We start from the raw sequence: 19,399 nt of genomic DNA, 5'->3' as shown, positions 1-19,399 counted from the left end.
CTATATCGGCTTATTTAGGTAAAAGTTAAATAATTTTAAGCTCCGATAATTAGGCTTTAGAATTTAGGTTGGGTGATGTAATTAGTTTATGAATTGCTGATAAGAAAATAGAGTTTATAAGAAATTTTTATTAGGTAAAATAATAAAAAATCTTGAAGCGTTGGCCTTGGCCCGACAAATACCTATGCTAATTCCAATAAAATATTTTGAATTTCAAAAATACGTTCCTCAGTAGAGGTTTTATCTAGCATAAAACGTAATTTAGTTGAACCTTCTAGCTGATAACGTTTTGCATGGACTTGAATTAGGTTGATTAAAACGCTGGTATTAATTTTGGGATTTTCACTAAATTCAATTTTGCCTTGTTGCTGAGTCGCTGTAATTTTATTAATTCCTAACTTTGCAGCTAATAACTTAAGTTCGGTAATTAAAATTAAATTTTTAGCCGGTTGTGGTAAAAGGCCAAACCTGTCAATCATTTCTATCTGTAATTCTCTTAACTGATCTTTATCCTTTGCATTTGCAATCCGTTTATACATAATTAAACGGGTATGAATATCATTGATATAATCTTCAGGAAGAATTGCACTAATTCGTAAATCGATTTCAGGACCTTGTTGAATTGGAGCGGTAAGTTCTGGCGTTTTGCCTGCTTTTAGATCCTCTACTGCTTTATCTAGCATATCCATAAACAGGTTAAAGCCAATGGCTTGCATATTACCACTTTGTTCTTCACCTAGTAATTCGCCTGCGCCTCTGATTTCCATATCATGAGTTGCTAGGGTAAAGCCTGCCCCTAAATCTTCTAAAGAGACAATCGCTTCCAAGCGTTTTATGGCATCTGGTGTTAATAATTTTCGATTTGGCGTAAGGAGATAAGCATAAGCTTGATGATGTGAACGACCGACTCGGCCTCGGAGTTGATGTAGTTGAGCTAAGCCAAACTTGTCTGCTCGGTCAATGATAATAGTATTGGCAGTAGGAATATCTATTCCTGTTTCAATAATGGTTGTACATACTAAAACATTAAAACGATGGTGATAAAAGTCAGACATAATTTTTTCAAGCTCACGTTCCCTCATTTGTCCATGTGCTGCACGAACTTTAGCCTCAGGTACTAATTGCTGTAATTCTTGGCCGATTCTATCAATGGTTTCAATATTGTTGTGAACAAAGAAAACTTGGCCACCCCGTAAAATTTCTCGCAACAATGCTTCACGAATAATATTATCGTTTTTTTCTTGCCAAAATGTCTTGATTGTTAATCGCTTTGCCGGAGGCGTTGCAATTAAAGAAATATCACGAATACCGGCCATAGCCATATTTAATGTTCGAGGTATCGGTGTTGCAGTCATGGATAGAATATCAACATTTAAACGTAATGCTTTAATATGTTCTTTTTGTTTTACGCCAAAACGATGTTCTTCATCAATAATTAATAAGCCTAAATTTTTAAATTGAATATCTTTAGAGAAAAGCTTGTGAGTACCAATGACGATATCAATACGACCATCTTTTAATAACTCAATAATTTTGGTTGTTTCTTTATTACTGCGAAAACGAGAGAGCAATTCAATATTGACAGGAAAGTCAGCGAAACGATCACGGAAATTTTCATAATGTTGTGTCGCAAGCAACGTTGTGGGGACTAAAACACACACTTGCTTGCTATTTTGTACTGCTAAAAAGGCAGCGCGCATAGCGACTTCGGTTTTACCAAAACCCACATCGCCACAAATTAATCTATCCATAGGACGTGGAGATTGCAGATCTTGCATGATTTGCTCTACAGCGTGTGCCTGATCAGGCGTTTCAATAAAAGGAAAGCCGCTGGCAAAGCGTTGATATTCTTGTTGCTCAATTTGGTAGATAAACCCAGGTTTTGTTTCACGTTTAGCATAGATTTCAAGTAATTCAATGGCAACATCATGAATTTTTTCAGCAGCCTTTCTTTTTTCTTTTTGCCATTGATCACTACCTAGACGATGTAGCGGTGCACGTTCACTATCTAAGCCGGTATAACGGCTAATTAGATGCAAAGAAGTAACAGGCACATAAATTTTATCATCACCTGCATAAGATAAAACTAGAAATTCGTTAGCGGTACCCTCATTATTAATTGTTTTCAAACCTTGATAGCGGCCTACGCCAAATTGTAAGTGTACAACCGGCGCATGCAGTTGGAGTTCTGCTAAATCGCGTATGATTAAATCAGGATCAACCGACTTAGTGGTGCTACGTCGTTGTGGCGTACTATAATCACCGTATAGTTGTGCCTCTGTAATCAGTGCAATTTTTTCTTCAATTAATTCAGCACCATCTGCCAAGGGGCCAATAATAATACCAATTCGGTTAGTATTAGTTAGAAAGTCTTGCCAAGTAGTATATTGGGTTGCTGATAAATCCTGCTGTTTTATTAAATCAAGCAATACCTCCCGCCTCCCAGCGCTCTCTGCAACAATAAGGTAGCGGTAATCTGGATTTGCTAAATAGTCGGTCAATTTTTTTAAAGGATTAGCTGCCTTACGATCGATAAATAAAGAAGGGCCTGCTTGAATAGGAAAATTATAGGCATTTTTCTTCTCTGTTTGATTGGAATAGCAATGTACTTGCTGGTAAAGATTGGCTTTGGTTAAAATTTCATTAGGTGAAATAAACCCTTGTTCAGGTTGTAATAAGGGACGAGACAGATCATAGCGACGTTGCTCATAACGTAAAGTGACTTCATGCCAGAAGGTTTCTGCTTGATTGGGTATATCGCCAACTGTAAAAATAGTGGCATCACTTGGAAGATAATTAAAAAAAGTAACTGTAGTGGTAAAAAATAAGGGTAAATAATATTCAATGCCTGAAGGAAACTGCGCATTACTGATGGACTCATAGATCGGGCTTAAGCTTGGATTGCCTGGGAATTGCTCTCTAAAGGCGCGACGAAACAAAGTTATACTTGTTTCATTTAAAGGGAATTCCTTTGCAGGGAGTAATTTAATTTCTTCGATTTTAGCGATAGTACGCTGTGTCTCGGTATCAAATCGACGTAAGCTATCAATATAATCGTCAAAAAGTTCAATGCGAAATGGATGCGTGCTGCCCATAGGAAAAACATCAATAATAGAGCCTCGAATGGCAAATTCACCACGTTCAAGTACTTTGTTAACAGCATAATAACCAGCTTCCTGAAGATGGTATTGAAATTGCGACAAATCTAGCTTTTGCTGCTCTTTAAGAATAAAGGCATATTGATTAAGAAATTGTGGCGGCGCAAGGCGATGCATTAAGGTTGCAATAGAGCTTATAACGATAGCATCAGTCGTTTGCTGTAGGCGACTTAAAGTCAATAAGCGTTCAGAGATAATATCCTGGTGTGGTGAAAAATGATCATAAGGAAGCGTTTCCCAATCTGGAAAAAGAAGTACCTCTGGTTGATTAGGAGAGTTAAGGAAAAATTGTAACTCTTCTAGTAATTGAGTAGCAGTTAAATTATCTGGTGTAATAATTAATTTAACTCCCTTGTGATGTTGACAATACTGGGCTAATACTAAGGGAAGGCTAGAACCATACAGTTGGCCCCAGGTTTGTTTTTTGCCAGATTTTGGAATAGATGTCAGCATAGTACTACTGTTAAGCAAAAAATAATCAAGCAGTATACTATAAATATCATAATTTTTTGTAAGAAATTGTTGTAAATAACTTAGGAGATGAAATTCCCACTTATTCAATATTTAAGTGGGAGCTAAGCTTTTGCTCTATTCAGGCAAGCAAGAAGGATTACAGTTGTTAGGATTAATGCTATTTGCATCGCAAGCATTCTTAGCCATGGAAAAAGCTTGATCTTGAGTAGGCGCAAAGAAGGACCAGTGATCGCCCTTTAAATTACTAACTACGCAATGCCAACGACCACCACTGACACCATTATCAATACAAGTAGGATTGCAATTATTTGGATTAACACTGTTTGCGTCACAGGCATTCTTTGCCATTGCTTGCGCACTCGCTTGAGTAGGCGCAACGAAAGTCCAGTGCTGACCTTTTAAATTAGTAACATTACATATCCAATTTGCTTGGGCTGAAAAGGTAATGAATGTTAAAGCAGCAGCTATGCTTGTCATTAATTTTACTTTCATAACATTTCCTTATACTATTCTGCTCAAATATAATTTAGTTCATCTATTTTGGAAATCAAATCAACTGCTGCTTTTAATCTCCATTCCCATGCAGCGAAAATCGATCCTGTAAAGGTAAAATAAAATTGATTATAAAATAGTTTCCCGCCTGCGCGAGAAGGCATTGTTGCGTGAATAATGAATGTCTTTCTCGCGCAGGCAGGAACCCATCTAAAAATTAACCTCAGTACTAATTGATGAATAGATCCCCACCTGCGTGGGGATGACATAAAATTCGCAGGAAGGCATGGTTGCGTAGATAATGAATGTCGTTCCCGTGCAGGCGGGAATCCATCCTACAAGGTGCAACAAAACTGACTGTAAAACAGTTTCCTATCCAGGTCCTATTCAGGCGGGAAAGTATTAAGAGAAGAATCTATTAACTTAAGCTGCTCGGAGACTTGGCCAAGCAAGTAAAATTTCCTATCTCACACTTGATTAAACTCTAAGTTTAAAGCTTGGATCTTCTAACGTGCCCTCAATTTTAAGCACTTTTCTTACCCTTTCAGGATCATGCTTGCCTTTAGGCACGAAATAAAATTTTTCAGGCCTACTACCCTCACCATTGAAATAAACAGAGTCAGTATGAAAAGCTATCTCTGGATTAAGCAGTTGGATGTTTTGTAATATTTTTTCCGCTTCCTCTCTGTCATCATTCATATATGCAACGATATTAGATGGATAAGCATAAATAGTGGTTATATCACTATAGGTTAGGATATTTTTTATTTTAACGAGTACATCCTTATCAGCCCAAGATTGCTTAATAATAGACATATTTGAAATAATTTCTTTTATTCGCTCAAAGCCATATTTATTAAAAAGGTACTCTAAATAGGCAAATTCCTCGATAGTATGGCTAGGTTTATTCAATTTCTTAGATGATCTGTGGCCAAATGGATAGAGCGTTAAATCAAGTTTATCGCAATCTTGCGATATGTAAGTTTCTAATGCTTTAAGGAAATCAGCTTGATTTGTAGCCTCAGCTATTATTTCTCTTGTTTTACGCCAAAAGAGGGTGACTTGTATACTGTTATCAAGAATAATTAATTTTGGAATACCTGCGCTTAACTGACAAGCAAATTCAACTGAGCGCATACCAGATGTCCCAATTAGAGCAATCTTTTCTCCTTTGTGATGCCTAGGCAATTCACTTGCTTGCTCTTTAGAAAGCTCAGGATCGTTACCCTTTATCAAAATGGGATACAATTGTAGCTCTTGTTTAGGTAATTGCCGAATCCCATAAGCTTTTCGGGCTAAAAAGCCTCTAGCAAAAGCCTGTATTTTCGTTGCAGAATCAAGCAAAACTTTAGTGTCACCTTCATCTTTTCCTTTCTGTTCTGGAGGTGAGCTAGATGCCATTTCTTTTGTGTCTAATTTTTTAACTTGAGAATTTGTAAATAATCCTATGGCTTTTTTCTTTATAACTTCAAATTTCTTGTACATGATAAATATAAATCAAATTGGTTAAAGTGTAATTAATTTTATCTGAAATAACTTAAGGAAGTATTAATTAAATGATCAAGTAATATAATATTTCAACAAAATGACTTTAAATTGCAATATATCGAGTCAGAATAACAGTCAGTAGTTAAGAGAAGCTTGCCGTAACTTTATCAGTATAATAGGCAACAAATTGGACGCATTGTTAATGGCGCAAAAAACCGTAATTTTTTTAATGGCTTTTCATTCACTTAAAATGTTCCAAAGTAACTGGGATTAATAGATAAATTTAAGACGTTAAAATTAAATTTTACTTTTCTTGACATTTAATAGGTAAATAAGTTTATCTCAAAGTAGTATTTTTCTTAAATTGGAATAGGGATGTTTAAAGATGAGTGAGCCTCAAAATGGTCTAGTCAGAGCTCTAGGTTTAGGCGCCTTAGTTATTTACGGCGTAGGCGACATTCTTGGGGCAGGAATTTACTCTATTGTAGGAAAAATAGCAGGCCATGCTGACTCCTTAACATGGCTGTCTTTTGCGATAGCCATGGGTATTGTTTTACTTACAGCACTTAGTTACAGCGAGCTTGCTAGTCGTATTCCAAAAAGTGGCGGAGTCTCGGTATATATACAAGAAGCCTTCGACCAGAAGTGGATATCGATTTTTGTAGGTTTGCTTTTGTTTAGCGCGACCATTTTCTCAATGTCAACATTATCGCAAGCATTCATAGGTTATCTTAAAACTTTCGGATTTAATGTTACAAAATGGCTTGGCCTCTTTATTTTTTTAAGTATCCTACTGGGAATTAATATTCGCGGTATAAGACAATCCTCTATAGCCAACATAATAAGTACATTTGTAGAAATAAGTGGTCTTTTGATTGTTTTAGTCTGTGGTTTTTGGTTTCTGTTAAATTCCAATCAATCCTTTAGTCTGACAAGCTTAGACAAATTACCTGGCATGGGAGATGTTCTTAGGGGTACAGCGTTGGCGTTTTTTGCATTTACAGGCTTTGAAGATCTTGTCAATGTAGCAGAAGAAACAAAAGAGGCAGAAAAAAATATACCTCGCGCTATTTTATCTTCTCTTGGTGTGGCTGGATTCTTATATTTAGGTGTAAGTTGGATGGCAACAGCGATTATTCCTGGTAGCGAACTTAGTCAATCAGATGCACCTTTATTTGCCGTAGTTAAAAAATCCTATCCCGCTTTTCCTCTTTATCTGTTTTCAGTTATCGCAATTTTTGCTGTGTCTAATACAACCTTATTAAATTATATAACGGCTTCACGTTTACTTTATGGGATGTCCAAAAGTAATCTTATGCCAAAATTCTTGCAAGTAGTGCATCCCAAGTATCATACACCTTACATCGCTATTTTAATTATATTTCCTATCGTGCTAATTTTAGGATTTGTAGGTAATTTATCAGAGCTTGCTGGTGCAACTAGTACAATAGTCCTAATGGTATTTTCCTTCAGCAATATTGCTTTGATAAAAATCAAATCAAAAGAAAAGAAGAAAAAAAGTAACAAAATATTTTATATTCCTATCATTGTTCCTTGGCTAGCATTAGCGCTTAATATTATAGCAATTGCATTCTTGCCTTTTCGCAACATAGCTCAGGCTGCTGTATTTATTACATTAAGCTTAATTTTAAGTTGGATAATTTTGCAGATTGAGGCAAAATTTAAAATTTAACAATTTGTAAATGAGTAATAATAATTACTTATATTTATAGTTGCATTTTTTATGAAATGAATTTATTATGGTTAAACTGCGTTAAATTTTGTTAGTAGTTTGGCTTAGGAATTAAGTATGCATTATCAGGAGCTAAAAAAAGCTAATGCATTTTTGTTAATTTTATTATCTTTGAATATTCTCCTCCGCTGCGGCGGATAATAAATAAGCGTTATTTACATCTTTAAATGTTGAATTTCTAATTCAAAAACTCTTAAGTCAATCCATAGTATGGAGAATAATTCATGCGTGTACGTTCAATAGCCTGGATTGTTTGGTTAATAGCATCCATCTTTTATGCTTATCAATATATTTTAAGAGTGATGCCAAGTGTAATGCTTGATAATATTACTCATCGTTTTCACATTGATACTGCCATTTATGGTCAATATTCAGGTATTTATTATATTGGCTACTCTTTAATGCATCTACCTATAGGTGTCATGCTTGATCGTTTTGGTCCAAGGCGTGTTCTAACAGGCTGCATACTTATCAGCGTTATTGGTTTGTTGCCTTTAATTTATAGCGATAACTGGATTTATCCTGTTCTAGGAAGAGCACTTATAGGTGTGGGCTCGTCAGCTGCGATACTGGGTATCTTTAAGATAATCCGCATGACTTTTAATGAGAAGCATTTTACGCGAATGTTAAGTTTTTCTGTCACAATTGGTTTATTAGGCGCTATTTATGGTGGCGGGCCACTTCGTTATCTATATGATTTAGTAGGTTATTACAATATTATCGAAATTTTTGCACTTTTCGGGGCCCTATTAGCATTATTAACTTATTTTATAGTGCCTGATTTAAAAGAGGCACAGCAAACTACAGTTCTTAGTGATATTAAGCTTGTTATTACTAATAAAAATGTAATTTTGCTATGTTTGTTTGCAGGATTTATGGTGGGCCCTTTAGAAGGATTTGCAGACGTTTGGGGGCCAGCATTCTTAAGGCAGTTTTATAATCTAAATAGTAGTACTGCAAGTTACCTGCCTTCCTTAATTTTCTTAGGTATGTGTTTTGGCGCACCAGCTTTAAGTTTTTTTGCCGAAAAAGTAGGTAATTACTTGTTGGTTATTACTGTAGCTGGTTTAGTCATGTTGCTAAATTTTATTGGCTTAATAGGCGGTTTCTTTACAACTGAGAGCATGATGTTTTCTTTTACGATTGTAGGTATCTGTTGCGCTTATCAGATATTAGCTATCTATAAAGCTTCTACTTATACGCCTGAAAATGTAGCTGGCTTAACAACAGCGATTGCCAATATGATTATTATGAGTTTTGGTTATGGAATTCATACAACAATAGGTATTGTAATAAATTCCTTTAAAGAAACAAATTTAGCTCACTCATTTATTTATGGTATTAGTGTGATTCCTTTTACCCTATCTATTGGCGTATTGGGGTTTTTCATTTTACTTTTATTAGAGCAAAGAAAGTTAAGGCATTTCGCGTTACCTACTTAGTTTTATGATAAGTTAGCTAAGTAAAGCTTGTTGATTTAAGGTCTCATAAAAGTTGTTAACCCTTACCAAGGACGGTAATGCTTAAGCGCATTAAAAAATCAATGATATAAGGTAAAAAATAGCCTGTTACAAAACCTGTTAAAAGGCCAAATAGATGTCCTTCCCAAGAAACCCCTCTTTTACCTGGAAAAATACCATAAAAGATACCTGCAAAATAATAAACAGAAATGATACCTAAGATAACTGCTGTAACACTTCCATGGGAGTAAATATTCATGACTAACAAAGCCCAATAACCAGTAATTAATGAACTTGCACCGATATGAATGCCTGGTTTAGCAAAAAGCCAGATTAGTAAACCACTACCTAAGGTAATAATGAGGGTGACAATAAGATAGTAAATAAAACCGTCAATTAAAATAAAATCACTTAAAACGAGTAAAGGAATAGAATTAAAAAATAAGTGATTAAAGTTTGCATGCAAAAGTGGTGCAAATAAAATCCCAGGAAGTCCTATTAATCGTCTAGGAATAATGCCTAAATATAAGAGTCGTTGGTGAAAAATAAGTAAATTTATAAAATAAATACCCCAGATAACAGCCATAATTTTGATTAAAATAGGGAGGTTTGTTTGGGTATTGCTAATAATTTGATTAAGGCTATTACTTATTTCATCAAGCATCTTTTATATCTTCTTTGTTAATGACGTTACAGGTTAAATGTCCTTTAGCAAGCTGAAGGTTAATTTTTTCGCCCAAGTCAACCTGATTAATATTGGTTAATATTCGATCATTATAAGTAGCAATAGCATATCCTCTTTCTAAAGTCGCTAAAGGGCTAACCGCATGAAGTGTTGCTAAATGACGGATTAAATGTTGTTTAAGCTGTTCCACTTTTTGAATAATCAAATTATCTAAATTTTGTTTTGCTTTCTGTATTTTTAGCTTTAGATGCTGCACTTCAGCGATAGGGTTTTTAGCCATTAAAGTCGCTAAATTGATATTAATCTTATGATGATAGTTGCGTAATATTTTGACTATATGCTGATTTAATTGTTTTTCTAAATAATCAATTGTTTGCCAGTGCTGAGCAATAAGCTGTTCAGGTGATGAAAGGGTAGCTATCTTATGCGCTAAAATTAGACGCTGCTGCTGGATAATCCGACAAATAGCGGCATACATTCGTTTTTCAAAAGTCGCTAGTAAGTTAAGGAGCTCCACTTTATCAGGTGTGGCTGCTTCGGCCGCAGCAGTAGGGGTAGCTGCGCGTAAATCGGCTACAAAATCAGCAATGGTAAAATCTGTTTCATGACCAACGCCAGAGATAATGGGTATTTGGCTTTTATTAATGGCAAATGCGAGTTGCTCATCATTAAAAGGCCATAAATCTTCTATGCTACCTCCACCGCGAGCTAGTAGAAGCACATCTGCATGCTTATCAGTGTTAGCCTGGGAAATCGCATGAATAATTTGAACGGCTGCTCTTTTTCCTTGGACTTCACACGGATAGATAATAACATCTGCCAAGGGAAAGCGTCTGGCTAAAGTACATAAAATATCGCGTATAGCAGCCCCTGTTTGGGAAGTAATAAGACCAATAGTGGCTGGAAAGCGTTTAAGAGGTTTTTTAAGATGTTCGGCGAATAAACCTTGTTGTTCTAACCTTTTTTTTAGTTGTTCAAACTGCTGATATAACTCACCAATACCTGCCTCGGTTAAACTTTGAACAATTAGTTGATAATCACCCCTTGCTTCATATAAACTTAATTTACCATGAGCAATGACTTGTTGCCCGTCTTTAAATCGCTTGCTGTTGTATGTTTGATAATTGCGAAAAAAGACACATCGTATTTGAGCGTTTTGATCCTTTAAGGTGAAATAGAGGTGGCCTGATGTTGGTTGAGTTAGGTTAGAAAGCTCGCCTAGTACCGCAACATTAGCAAGTTCATGCTCTAACCAAGCTCGAACCTGCTGGTTAAGCTCAGTCACTGTAATAGGTGCTAATTCTTGTTTTAAAATTGTCAATTTTTTCTACTAAAACGTTAAAGTGAAGTAAGAACTAATTTATACATAATTGGTTGATGTTAAAAGTCTTTTAATTAATTTAATAAATATTTACATGGATAGGTGATAAACAATGAAGTTAATAAAAGTAATTTTTTTAGCCTTACCTCTTTTTGTTAAAAATATAAATGCAGCCACAACTGTTCTTAATTTGAAAGAGCAGGCTACGCCAGCCACCTTATCTTCCTTAGATAAGGATTATTTAAACTCGCTAAATTTTTATCAAGTTAAAGGCACACAAAAAAATAGCCCTTCTCTTCATTCAGCTGCTATAGCGTCTTCTAAAGGAATGCTGATAGAGAATTTAGCAATTCTTGAAGATAGCCCTAAATTGCTTGATTGGCGAGCAAAAATAACTAATTCATTTAATAAAGAGCAGTTTTTAAGATTAAAGTCTCTAAATAACCCTCTTTTAACACAAGAAAATAGAACTAAAATTAATAAAAATTCTGCATTCAAATTATCAGAAAGCGTTAAATGGTATATTACTGCAGGCCATTTTAAAACAAAAGCTAACGCTGTTGCTCTTGTTAGCCGTTTAAAAAAATTAGGATTTAAAGTGCTTATACAACCTCTTACTCAAGGTACTTCAGTATTAATTGGCCCCTATGATTTTCGACCACATGCGGTTATTAGTATGAAAGAATTAAGAAATATTGCTAATGTCCAAGGTGCTTTAATTCATTTTAAATATGAATTTGCTTAGGTCTAAATTCTATTTGAGACAAAATTATTGCATCAGCCTATTTAATAAGTTGAATCAATATATGGCCAGTTAATCACGTTTACAGCAAATTATCTTGCCACTTTATCTAGTGGCATCACCTTGTTAGCATTCCTGTCTATAATACTTATTAAGTTACTATACTAGCCGTATATCAGGATGCAGACAAAGTTGACCCTTTTTACAGCCTATTCTTCTCAGTATAATGAAGTAACCTTGGATAACCTTCCTATCATTGGCAAAGTTCCAACATGGCTATCAGGCAGCTTTGTTAGCATTGGACCCGGCCAGTTTGAAATTGGAGCAGCTCATTTTAATCATTGGTTTGACGGTTTTGCTATGCTTAAAAAATTTGATTTTAAGTCTGGCTCAGTCCGTTTTCAAAATCGCTTTTTACAGTCAAAGGAATATGTAGAAAGCAATAAACTTGGTAAATTAAATAATAATGAGTTTGGCACTTATGCAAGCAAATCTAAACTAGGACGTCTATTTTCCTCTATGAAGGAATTAGTTATCGGTAACTTACATGACAATTGCATTGTAAACACAACTTGCATTGACAAAAACTATGTCGCAATGACAGAAAGTAAGAATGTTGTTTCTTTTGATATTAAAGATCTAAGTACAATAGGTAAATTCAATTTTATTGATAAAATTCAAGGGCATCTTACTACAGCTCACCCTCATTTTGACATCACGACTGGCGAGTTAATTAATATTTTAATTGAAGTTGGGAAGGCCACTAAGTACCATATCTATAAAATAGAACCTTTAAGTAGAATACATAAAATCATTCAGACATACTCATCTAATAGTTTGTTCTATATTCATAGTTTTAGCATAACAAAAAACTACATCATCTTATTTAAATCACCCTTAGTTATAAATAAATTTAAATTAATACTAGGATTGCCTTTTAATAACGCTTTGTCTTATCAAGAAAATCTGCCATCATTCTTTGTTATTCTTGATAGAAGAAGTGGAAAAATACACGAAATAGAAACAGAGCCATTTATTTGTTTGCATAGTGTAAATGCTTATGAACATAGAAAAGAAATAATTTTGGATTTAGTGTGTCATCAATTAGAAAATCCTTATGATAAATTATACTTGTCAAATCTTCGCTCAAGCAAACCATCGTTACCCACAGGTGAGATAAGGCGTTATGTCATCAATATTGATTCAAGACATTGTAATCAGGAAGCCTTTTCAAACAGCGCCCATGAATTTCCAAGGATTAACTATATGAGGTATAACGGAAATGATTATCAATTTATGTATACTAATTTGATTGCTAACCCAGAAGATCAGTTTTTTAATGCAATACAAAAACTGAATACCCAAAAGGGCAGCATACAACATTGGAATAGAAAGAATTATTATCTTGGCGAAGCTGTGTTTGTAGCAAGACCTAATAGTCAATTAGAAGATGAGGGCGTTTTACTGTCTATCGCATTCGATGTGACTACTCAATTATCGTCATTAATAGTAATAGATGCATTGTCAATGCAGTTAGTTGCAGAGGTATGTTTACCATTGCATCTACCTTTCGGTTTACATGGAAACTTCTATAAAGATACAACTGCTCAACTTAGTGGGAAAATATAATTAGAGCTCTTGTCTAACCTGCATCTTTTACTTCATTGCTGCGTTGCAAACATTTCTGCGGTGCTTATTTACTCTCTATAAATTCTGTGCCTTGCACTAAAATCTAGAAGTTAGACGAATGCTCCTATTATATAAGCGAACTGGCCTTATTTCTTATTTTAATTCAGAAGAGTCAAAGCCATAAGGTAAAGCAAAATGCCAATTCATCTCTTCAGATAGTTTTTGCAACATAATTTCACCGCGTATACTATTGCCTTTAGAGTTTACGCGTGGACTAATAACAGCTATACCTGCTTTGCCTGGTACAACCGCAATAGTATATCCTGAAACGCCACTTTTAGCTGGCATCCCCGTTTTTACCATATGAGTTCCCGTTTCATCATATAATCCACAGGTTGCCATAATTGCTAAAGTTATTTTGCAAGTTTCAGGTGAAATAATTTTCTCATTAGTAAAAGGGTCACGACCGGCATTAGCGAGCAAGGCAGGTAGGTATGTCATTTGTTCTAATTGTGCTTCGTAAGAACAGATGGTAAAATACAAATCCAGTGTTTCATAAACATCAGTACGCAGGTTATTGCGACTTTTCAATAAGTAAGCTAAAGAGCGATTGCGATTACCCGTTCTTTTTTCTGAAGCAAAAATAAGCGGGTTGATACTTAAACGCTGATTAAAAAGTTTTTGTACCCAATATTCTAACCAGGCAAATTGCTGTTCTCCTACTCCCGGAATATGTGAACAAAGTGTTATTGCACCTGCATTTAACATAGGATTTGAGGGTTTCGGGCCAAATTGTTCAAGCCGAGTAATGGAGGCAAAATCGTCACCCGAAGGCTCTACTTTTACCCACTGGAAAACTTTATCAGGTCCTAGTTCTTCTAATAGGCCAATAAGAGGGATTAATTTTCCTGTGCTTTGTAAGGTGATTGGAGAAAGGGAGATATTACTGTAAGAGAGACTTTTTCCATTTAAAACCGCTACAGCTATGCCTGTCAGGTCTTTATTTACATTCGCAAGCTCAGGAATATAATTCGCTGTCTGGCCTTCTTGATTTACTTGGGCAAATTCAACAATATTTTTTAATAAATTTAATGAGATACTTTTAGACATTGATCATGGAGTGAAAGAAAAAGTGTATTATGCTAAATTTAGCACAGTAAGACAAATATATGGCAATTTAGAATAGTTAGGCCTTAGAACTTAAACTAAAAAAAGTATTATTTTGCTTGAATTAATTCCTGTAATTTATTACCAATATCTGCTGCACGCATTAAACTTTCACCAATCAAAAAAGTATTGATATTATTTTCTTGCATGAGAATGATATCATCAGGCGTGTTAATTCCGCTTTCGGTAACTATCATTTTATCTGCAGGAATTTCTTTTGCTAATTCAAGTGTAGTCGTTAAATCTGTAACGAAGGTATGTAGACTACGATTATTAATACCCATTAAAGGCGTTGGAAGTCTAAGAGCCCGCTCTAATTCATCTTGACTATGGCTTTCAACTAAAACAGCCATATTTAAGGCCTGTGCTTCCTGACAGAAATCCAGTAGTTGCATATCACTTAGTAAATCAACAATCAGTAAAATACAATCTGCTCCTAACGCGCGACTTTCTGTAATCTGATAATTATCAATAATAAAATCTTTTCTTAAAATAGGTAGGGAAGTATTCTTTTTAGCCAGTGATAGATAATGGTTATCACCCTGAAAAAATTGTTTATCTGTCAGTACAGATAAACAACTGGCCCCATTTTTTTCATAGATTTTAGCAATTGTTGCTACATCGAAGTCTTCACGAATAATACCTTTGCTGGGGGAGGCTTTTTTTATTTCTGCAATAATGGCTGGACGAGAGCGCTTAAGTGCAGCAATAAAATCCCGCGGCGGATCAGGGTTTAAAAGAGCGAGTTCCTGTAAAGGTATTTCTTCTTTTGCTGTTTGTACTTCTAATAATTTATGCTCTGCTATTTTCTTTAATATGCTAGTGGTCATAATGAAATAACGTTATTGGTAAAATCTCTAAATTGTAAAAAATGCCGTTTAGCTGTGCCATTGTTAATAGTGGCTGCTGCTACTTCAACCCCAGCTTTAAAATTGGTAACTATATCAGCACAATATAATGCTATAGCAGTGTTTAATAGGATACTGTCATACGCAGCCCCTTTAATGCCTTTAAATACATTTTCAATCAGTTCTAAACTTTGTGCTGAAGAGTTCACAATAATATCATTTAGATTAGAATGGTAACAATTAAACTCATTTGGATTTACAGACCAAGTGAATTGTTTACCATCATAATATTCAAGGATATGGGTAGGCGCTGAAATACTAATTTCATCCAAACCGTCTTCCGAATGAAGAATAATTACCCGCTTACTACCTAAATTAACTAATACGTTTAATAACCTTTCTTGCCAGGTTTTCGCAAACACCCCAATGACTTGCCTTTTAACTTTAGCTGGGTTTAATACAGGCCCTAATAAATTAAAGAAAGTTTTTATACCTAATTGCTTACGTACTTCTTTGACACGGTGTGCTGCTTGATTGAAGTGTGGCGTAAAGAGAAAACAAATATTATTGTGTTGTAGACAACGTTTCAATTGTTCATCGGATAACTTGATATTAAACCCCGCTTCTAATAATAAATCAGCACTGCCACTTGAACTTGAAACGGAATGATTGCCGTGTTTAGCAACTTTGGCACCTGCTGCAGCAGCGACAATACTGCATGCTGTTGAAATATTGAAGGTATGCTTGCCATCGCCGCCTGTTCCTGCAAGATCAATGACATCATCACCCAGATCAATGGTATGCATGGTTGATTGGATTATTTTAGCAGCAGCAGTAAGTTCATTCGCTGTTTCGCCTTTAGCGCGCATTAAGACTAGAAAAGCGCCAATTTCTGCATTAGAGAGTTTATCCTCAATACAAGCTGAGATGACTTCCTGCATTTCAGTAAAGGTTAAATGCTCTCTATTAATTAAACGTTCAAAAATTTTTGCAAGCTTCATAATTCAAAAAATTAGCTAATAATTGTAAGCCATATTCACTCAAAATTGATTCAGGATGGAATTGTAGCCCAAAAAGAGGATATTGACGATGAGAGATTGCCATGATTGTATCATCTGCCCAAGCATCAATTGAAAAACTTGCAGGCAGTGTGGCGATATCAATTGCAAGAGAATGATAACGCATACCTTGAAACGGATTAGGTAAATCCTGAAAGAGTTTTCGTTTATGATGAATGATGGGTGATGTTTTACCGTGGATAGTTTCTGAAGCCTGAATAATTTTTGCCCCAAATGCATGTGCAAGACATTGGTGACCTAGGCAAATACCTAAGATAGGTATAGTTTGATAAAAATGGGCAATAGTAGCCAGAGAAATACCAGCATCTAGGGGCCCTTTAGGACCTGGAGAAATGACAATATGGGAAGGCGATAATTGCTCAATGTCAGTGATAGTTAAATCATTATTTTTAAATACGCGGACATCTTGATTTAATATTTGAAAATATTGTACTAAATTGTAGGTAAAAGAGTCATAATTATCAATTAATAACAGCATATTAAACCTATAGGGAAAATTCCTCACCAAGATAGACAGTTCGCACTTGTTGATTAGCTAAAATTTCACTTGGCGTTCCTTCACATAAAATTCTACCCTGATTAACAATATAGGCGCGCTCACAAATATCTAATGTTTCTCTGACATTATGATCTGTAATTAAAACGCCAATATTTTTTTTACATAAATGAGAAATAATTCGTTTGATGTCGATAACAGAAATAGGATCAACGCCTGCAAAGGGCTCATCTAATAAAATAAAGGCTGGCTCAATAGCTAACGCTCGTGCTATCTCAACTCGACGCCTCTCACCTCCTGAAAGACTTAAACCTAAGTTATTTGCAAGATGAGAAATATGAAATTCTGCCAATAATTGAGTTAGCTTTTGTTGGCGAGCCTCTTTATCTAAGTCTTTACGTAGTTGCAAAATAGAATCAATATTATCAGCAACAGTCATCTTGCGAAATACGGAGGCTTCCTGCGGTAAATAACCTATGCCAAGGCGGGCACGTTGATGCATAGGCGCTAAAGTAATATCTTGGTTATCTAAAAAAATTTTTCCTTCATCGCAGGCTTGTAAGCCAACTATCATATAAAAACAGGTAGTCTTACCAGCACCATTAGGACCTAATAAGCCTACACATTCTCCGCGGCGTATTGTAATGCTAACATCACTGACAACGACACGCCCTTTAAAAGACTTTTTTAAATGAAATGCTGACAATTCATTAAATTTTTGGCGCATCGCTAATGTAGTAGCTGATTGTTGAGTTAGAATACCTAAATTGTTTTGGACTTTCCGTTTGCTAAGACTTAAAACACGAGAACCTAATATTTTAGTCACTAAGGTGAGTTTTGAAAAAAGTCTACTCATGTTTTTTTACCTGGATGAAAAATAATTGTAGTACGCACTTTCTTGTCACCATAGGAAATCACATGCTTTTGTTCAGTGTCGTAGGTAATTTTAGGAGCAGATAGAGAATCGTCACCCTGCAGAACGCGTGCATTACCCATTAATATAATTAAATGTTTCTCAGGATAATAGCGAATTTCTAATGCGTAAGCATGAAGAGGTGGTTTATCGGTATCTGTTTGCGTCCAAAAATGAGCAGGTGCTTCTGCAGAACCCACTGCCTTTGCAAAGATAAGCTTATTTTCTTGATTACCTTTTGTAATGGCTTTACTTGCTCTTAAATGAGTTGTTCCTTGATCAAATTGAACATTTCCTATATAAACGCCACGATGAGTTGATTGGTTTAAATCGGCTGAATCTGCTGATAATTGCGCAATTGCAGCTCGATCAGTTTCTAAAGCCTGGATTTGAAAACTAATACAGCTAAGCAAACATATAAAAATAAATTTTAGACTAAACATGATTCGGCTCATAAGTTGCATGAGCGTTATTTAACAACTCAACTCGTTTTTGATCAAGATAAGCATTCATCCCTTGAGAATGAATGACACTACCAGGTTGTTCAAATATCACAGCAAGGGTAGTGGTGGCAAATTTTTGTTCAGGGAAATAGATAAGTTCTTCAGTCTTTAAAGTACTCTCAGGGTTTTTTAAGCCTTTTCCTTGGTGAATAATGACATTACCAACTAGATTAATTTGTTTTCCCTTATCCAAGGCTAATGCTTTTTGTGAACGAATATCCCAATTAGATTCATTTTCTTGGCTAAGGATAATGTGTGGATTATCAAATAAATAAGTATTATTCTCGGGAATGTGTTTTGCTTGAGGACTTTCTAAGAAATGAGCTAACGCTCCTTTAGAATCAAATTGCCAAACTTTAAGCCCTCTAATAATTGAGTCAGGCATTTTTGCCAATATATTATCATCTAATTTTTCTTGGGATGAAGAGCTTGCATAGTACCAACCTGAGCATGATAAAATAATAAGTAAGCAAAAGCTCCAGGCAGATTGTTTAGCAGCATTCATGATAACAAATACCTCGTTAAAGCTTCTTCTTGTTTCTGTTGGACACTTAAAATAAGATCACAAACTTCTCGTACAGCACCTTTTCCACCATCTTGTTCTGTTTGCCAGACAGCAAATTCTTTAATTTGTGGTACAGCATTAGCCACAGCAATGCCTAGACCTACTTGCTGTATAATTGCTAAATCAGGTAAATCATCACCAATATAAGCAAAATGCTCATTAGTTAATCCCAAGCGCTCTTTAAGTTGGAGGTAGGCATTACGCTTGTCAACCTGGTTTTTGAAATAATGTTGAATACCAAGCTGCTCCATACGAAAGTCAACTACAGGATTACGGGCAGTCGTGATAACGGCTACATCAATACCTGCTGCCATAAGCAATTTTAAACCCATCCCATCTTGAACATGAAATGCTTTTAACTCATTCCCATAATTATCTAAATAAAGGAGACCATCTGTTAAAACACCATCCACATCACAAATTAAACATTTAACTTTTTTTGCTCTTTCTATTAAATTAGTCATTGTCATTACTTCTCACTTTTCGATAAATGTATAACCTGCTTTGTGCAGAACTATAGCAGAAAATTTTAACAAAAAAATTAGTAACTGTTCAGCCCTATTCGCCGAACAGCCGTATTTGGCGCATCTTGCGAGAAAAACTGACAAAAAAATACTCACATAGAC

Annotated in this window: 18 protein-coding genes; 4 read left to right on the top strand and 14 right to left on the bottom strand. The window is 35.3% G+C overall.

Going from position 1 to position 19,399, the window contains the following annotated elements; translation table 11 throughout:
- Positions 1-182: 182 nt before the first annotated feature.
- The 4 genes from mfd to ACQUW5_RS10315 form a co-directional block, all read right to left on the bottom strand.
- A complete protein-coding gene (gene mfd / locus ACQUW5_RS10330; protein ID WP_444991167.1) occupies positions 183-3,611 on the bottom strand; it encodes a transcription-repair coupling factor in 3,429 nt (1,142 codons plus the stop codon).
- 135 nt (positions 3,612-3,746) lie between these two features.
- On the bottom strand, positions 3,747-4,124 hold the full coding sequence (locus ACQUW5_RS10325; RefSeq protein WP_444991166.1) for a hypothetical protein: 378 nt from the start codon (positions 4,122-4,124) through the stop codon (positions 3,747-3,749).
- Between the two features lie 23 nt (positions 4,125-4,147).
- On the bottom strand, positions 4,148-4,393 hold the full coding sequence (locus ACQUW5_RS10320; RefSeq protein ID WP_444991165.1) for a hypothetical protein: 246 nt from the start codon (positions 4,391-4,393) through the stop codon (positions 4,148-4,150).
- Positions 4,394-4,601: 208 nt separating this feature from the next.
- Entirely contained in the window at positions 4,602-5,609 is a 1,008-nt protein-coding gene (locus ACQUW5_RS10315) for an IQ calmodulin-binding motif-containing protein (protein ID WP_444991164.1), read from the bottom strand.
- Between the two features lie 388 nt (positions 5,610-5,997).
- On the opposite strand from ACQUW5_RS10315, the gene ACQUW5_RS10310 reads away from it, so the two are divergent.
- Together ACQUW5_RS10310 and ACQUW5_RS10305 are read left to right on the top strand one after the other, a co-directional pair.
- On the top strand, positions 5,998-7,305 hold the full coding sequence (locus tag ACQUW5_RS10310; protein ID WP_444991163.1) for an APC family permease: 1,308 nt from the start codon (positions 5,998-6,000) through the stop codon (positions 7,303-7,305).
- A gap of 284 nt (positions 7,306-7,589) precedes the next feature.
- Positions 7,590-8,807 carry an MFS transporter gene (locus tag ACQUW5_RS10305; RefSeq protein ID WP_444991162.1) on the top strand — a complete coding sequence of 406 codons (1,218 nt, stop codon included), beginning with the start codon at positions 7,590-7,592 and terminating at the stop codon, positions 8,805-8,807.
- Between the two features lie 55 nt (positions 8,808-8,862).
- Here ACQUW5_RS10305 and ACQUW5_RS10300 read toward each other — a convergent pair whose 3' ends face one another.
- Both ACQUW5_RS10300 and xseA read right to left on the bottom strand, forming a co-directional pair.
- Positions 8,863-9,489: a rhomboid family intramembrane serine protease gene (locus ACQUW5_RS10300; RefSeq protein WP_444991161.1), complete on the bottom strand. Its 627-nt coding sequence runs from the start codon at positions 9,487-9,489 to the stop codon at positions 8,863-8,865.
- Positions 9,482-10,831 (bottom strand): exodeoxyribonuclease VII large subunit, encoded by a 1,350-nt coding sequence (gene xseA / locus ACQUW5_RS10295; RefSeq protein ID WP_444991160.1) that lies wholly within the window; start codon positions 10,829-10,831, stop codon positions 9,482-9,484. Before xseA ends, ACQUW5_RS10300 begins: the two co-directional genes overlap by 8 nt.
- A gap of 112 nt (positions 10,832-10,943) precedes the next feature.
- Here xseA and ACQUW5_RS10290 point away from each other — a divergent pair, with 112 nt between their 5' ends.
- Both ACQUW5_RS10290 and ACQUW5_RS10285 read left to right on the top strand, forming a co-directional pair.
- A complete protein-coding gene (locus ACQUW5_RS10290) occupies positions 10,944-11,576 on the top strand; it encodes an SPOR domain-containing protein (protein WP_444991159.1) in 633 nt (210 codons plus the stop codon).
- A 177-nt stretch (positions 11,577-11,753) separates the two neighbouring features.
- The gene (locus ACQUW5_RS10285) at positions 11,754-13,202 is read left to right on the top strand and encodes a carotenoid oxygenase family protein (protein ID WP_444991158.1); all 1,449 of its coding nucleotides are present in this window, start codon (positions 11,754-11,756) and stop codon (positions 13,200-13,202) included.
- A gap of 153 nt (positions 13,203-13,355) precedes the next feature.
- Here the strand turns inward: ACQUW5_RS10285 and glsA are convergent, their stop codons facing one another.
- The 8 genes from glsA to ACQUW5_RS10245 form a co-directional block, all read right to left on the bottom strand.
- The gene (gene glsA / locus ACQUW5_RS10280; RefSeq protein WP_444991157.1) at positions 13,356-14,312 is read right to left on the bottom strand and encodes a glutaminase A; all 957 of its coding nucleotides are present in this window, start codon (positions 14,310-14,312) and stop codon (positions 13,356-13,358) included.
- Between the two features lie 107 nt (positions 14,313-14,419).
- Positions 14,420-15,199: an indole-3-glycerol phosphate synthase TrpC gene (gene trpC / locus ACQUW5_RS10275; RefSeq protein WP_444991156.1), complete on the bottom strand. Its 780-nt coding sequence runs from the start codon at positions 15,197-15,199 to the stop codon at positions 14,420-14,422.
- The gene (trpD, locus tag ACQUW5_RS10270; protein WP_444991155.1) at positions 15,196-16,218 is read right to left on the bottom strand and encodes an anthranilate phosphoribosyltransferase; all 1,023 of its coding nucleotides are present in this window, start codon (positions 16,216-16,218) and stop codon (positions 15,196-15,198) included. The genes trpC and trpD overlap by 4 nt, the downstream gene beginning before the upstream one ends.
- Positions 16,196-16,774, bottom strand: coding sequence for an anthranilate synthase component II (locus ACQUW5_RS10265; RefSeq protein ID WP_444991154.1), 579 nt, complete (start codon positions 16,772-16,774; stop codon positions 16,196-16,198). Before ACQUW5_RS10265 ends, trpD begins: the two co-directional genes overlap by 23 nt.
- A gap of 7 nt (positions 16,775-16,781) precedes the next feature.
- A complete protein-coding gene (lptB, locus tag ACQUW5_RS10260; RefSeq protein WP_444991211.1) occupies positions 16,782-17,519 on the bottom strand; it encodes an LPS export ABC transporter ATP-binding protein in 738 nt (245 codons plus the stop codon).
- Between the two features lie 125 nt (positions 17,520-17,644).
- Positions 17,645-18,148 (bottom strand): lipopolysaccharide transport periplasmic protein LptA, encoded by a 504-nt coding sequence (gene lptA / locus ACQUW5_RS10255; RefSeq protein WP_444991153.1) that lies wholly within the window; start codon positions 18,146-18,148, stop codon positions 17,645-17,647.
- Positions 18,141-18,713, bottom strand: a complete 573-nt coding sequence (gene lptC / locus ACQUW5_RS10250) for an LPS export ABC transporter periplasmic protein LptC (protein ID WP_444991152.1) — start codon at positions 18,711-18,713, stop codon at positions 18,141-18,143. The genes lptA and lptC overlap by 8 nt, the downstream gene beginning before the upstream one ends.
- Positions 18,710-19,237 (bottom strand): KdsC family phosphatase, encoded by a 528-nt coding sequence (locus tag ACQUW5_RS10245; RefSeq protein ID WP_444991151.1) that lies wholly within the window; start codon positions 19,235-19,237, stop codon positions 18,710-18,712. The genes lptC and ACQUW5_RS10245 overlap by 4 nt, the downstream gene beginning before the upstream one ends.
- Between the last annotated feature and the right edge of the window lie 162 nt (positions 19,238-19,399).

Source organism: Legionella pelazae (assembly GCF_052527395.1).
This window is presented reverse-complemented; position numbering and strand designations above follow the sequence as displayed.

What these genes read in the sequence shown, in the direction of transcription:
- mfd (WP_444991167.1), bottom strand. Translation starts at nt 3,611, where the DNA reads ATGCTGACATCTATTCCAAAATCTGGCAAAAAACAAACCTGGGGCCAA.
- ACQUW5_RS10325 (WP_444991166.1), bottom strand. Translation starts at nt 4,124, where the DNA reads ATGAAAGTAAAATTAATGACAAGCATAGCTGCTGCTTTAACATTCATT.
- ACQUW5_RS10320 (WP_444991165.1), bottom strand. Translation starts at nt 4,393, where the DNA reads ATGTCATCCCCACGCAGGTGGGGATCTATTCATCAATTAGTACTGAGG.
- ACQUW5_RS10315 (WP_444991164.1), bottom strand. Translation starts at nt 5,609, where the DNA reads ATGTACAAGAAATTTGAAGTTATAAAGAAAAAAGCCATAGGATTATTT.
- ACQUW5_RS10310 (WP_444991163.1), top strand. Translation starts at nt 5,998, where the DNA reads ATGAGTGAGCCTCAAAATGGTCTAGTCAGAGCTCTAGGTTTAGGCGCC.
- ACQUW5_RS10305 (WP_444991162.1), top strand. Translation starts at nt 7,590, where the DNA reads ATGCGTGTACGTTCAATAGCCTGGATTGTTTGGTTAATAGCATCCATC.
- ACQUW5_RS10300 (WP_444991161.1), bottom strand. Translation starts at nt 9,489, where the DNA reads ATGCTTGATGAAATAAGTAATAGCCTTAATCAAATTATTAGCAATACC.
- ACQUW5_RS10290 (WP_444991159.1), top strand. Translation starts at nt 10,944, where the DNA reads ATGAAGTTAATAAAAGTAATTTTTTTAGCCTTACCTCTTTTTGTTAAA.
- ACQUW5_RS10285 (WP_444991158.1), top strand. Translation starts at nt 11,754, where the DNA reads ATGCAGACAAAGTTGACCCTTTTTACAGCCTATTCTTCTCAGTATAAT.
- glsA (WP_444991157.1), bottom strand. Translation starts at nt 14,312, where the DNA reads ATGTCTAAAAGTATCTCATTAAATTTATTAAAAAATATTGTTGAATTT.
- trpC (WP_444991156.1), bottom strand. Translation starts at nt 15,199, where the DNA reads ATGACCACTAGCATATTAAAGAAAATAGCAGAGCATAAATTATTAGAA.
- trpD (WP_444991155.1), bottom strand. Translation starts at nt 16,218, where the DNA reads ATGAAGCTTGCAAAAATTTTTGAACGTTTAATTAATAGAGAGCATTTA.
- ACQUW5_RS10265 (WP_444991154.1), bottom strand. Translation starts at nt 16,774, where the DNA reads ATGCTGTTATTAATTGATAATTATGACTCTTTTACCTACAATTTAGTA.
- lptB (WP_444991211.1), bottom strand. Translation starts at nt 17,519, where the DNA reads ATGCGCCAAAAATTTAATGAATTGTCAGCATTTCATTTAAAAAAGTCT.
- lptA (WP_444991153.1), bottom strand. Translation starts at nt 18,148, where the DNA reads ATGTTTAGTCTAAAATTTATTTTTATATGTTTGCTTAGCTGTATTAGT.
- lptC (WP_444991152.1), bottom strand. Translation starts at nt 18,713, where the DNA reads ATGAATGCTGCTAAACAATCTGCCTGGAGCTTTTGCTTACTTATTATT.
- ACQUW5_RS10245 (WP_444991151.1), bottom strand. Translation starts at nt 19,237, where the DNA reads ATGACTAATTTAATAGAAAGAGCAAAAAAAGTTAAATGTTTAATTTGT.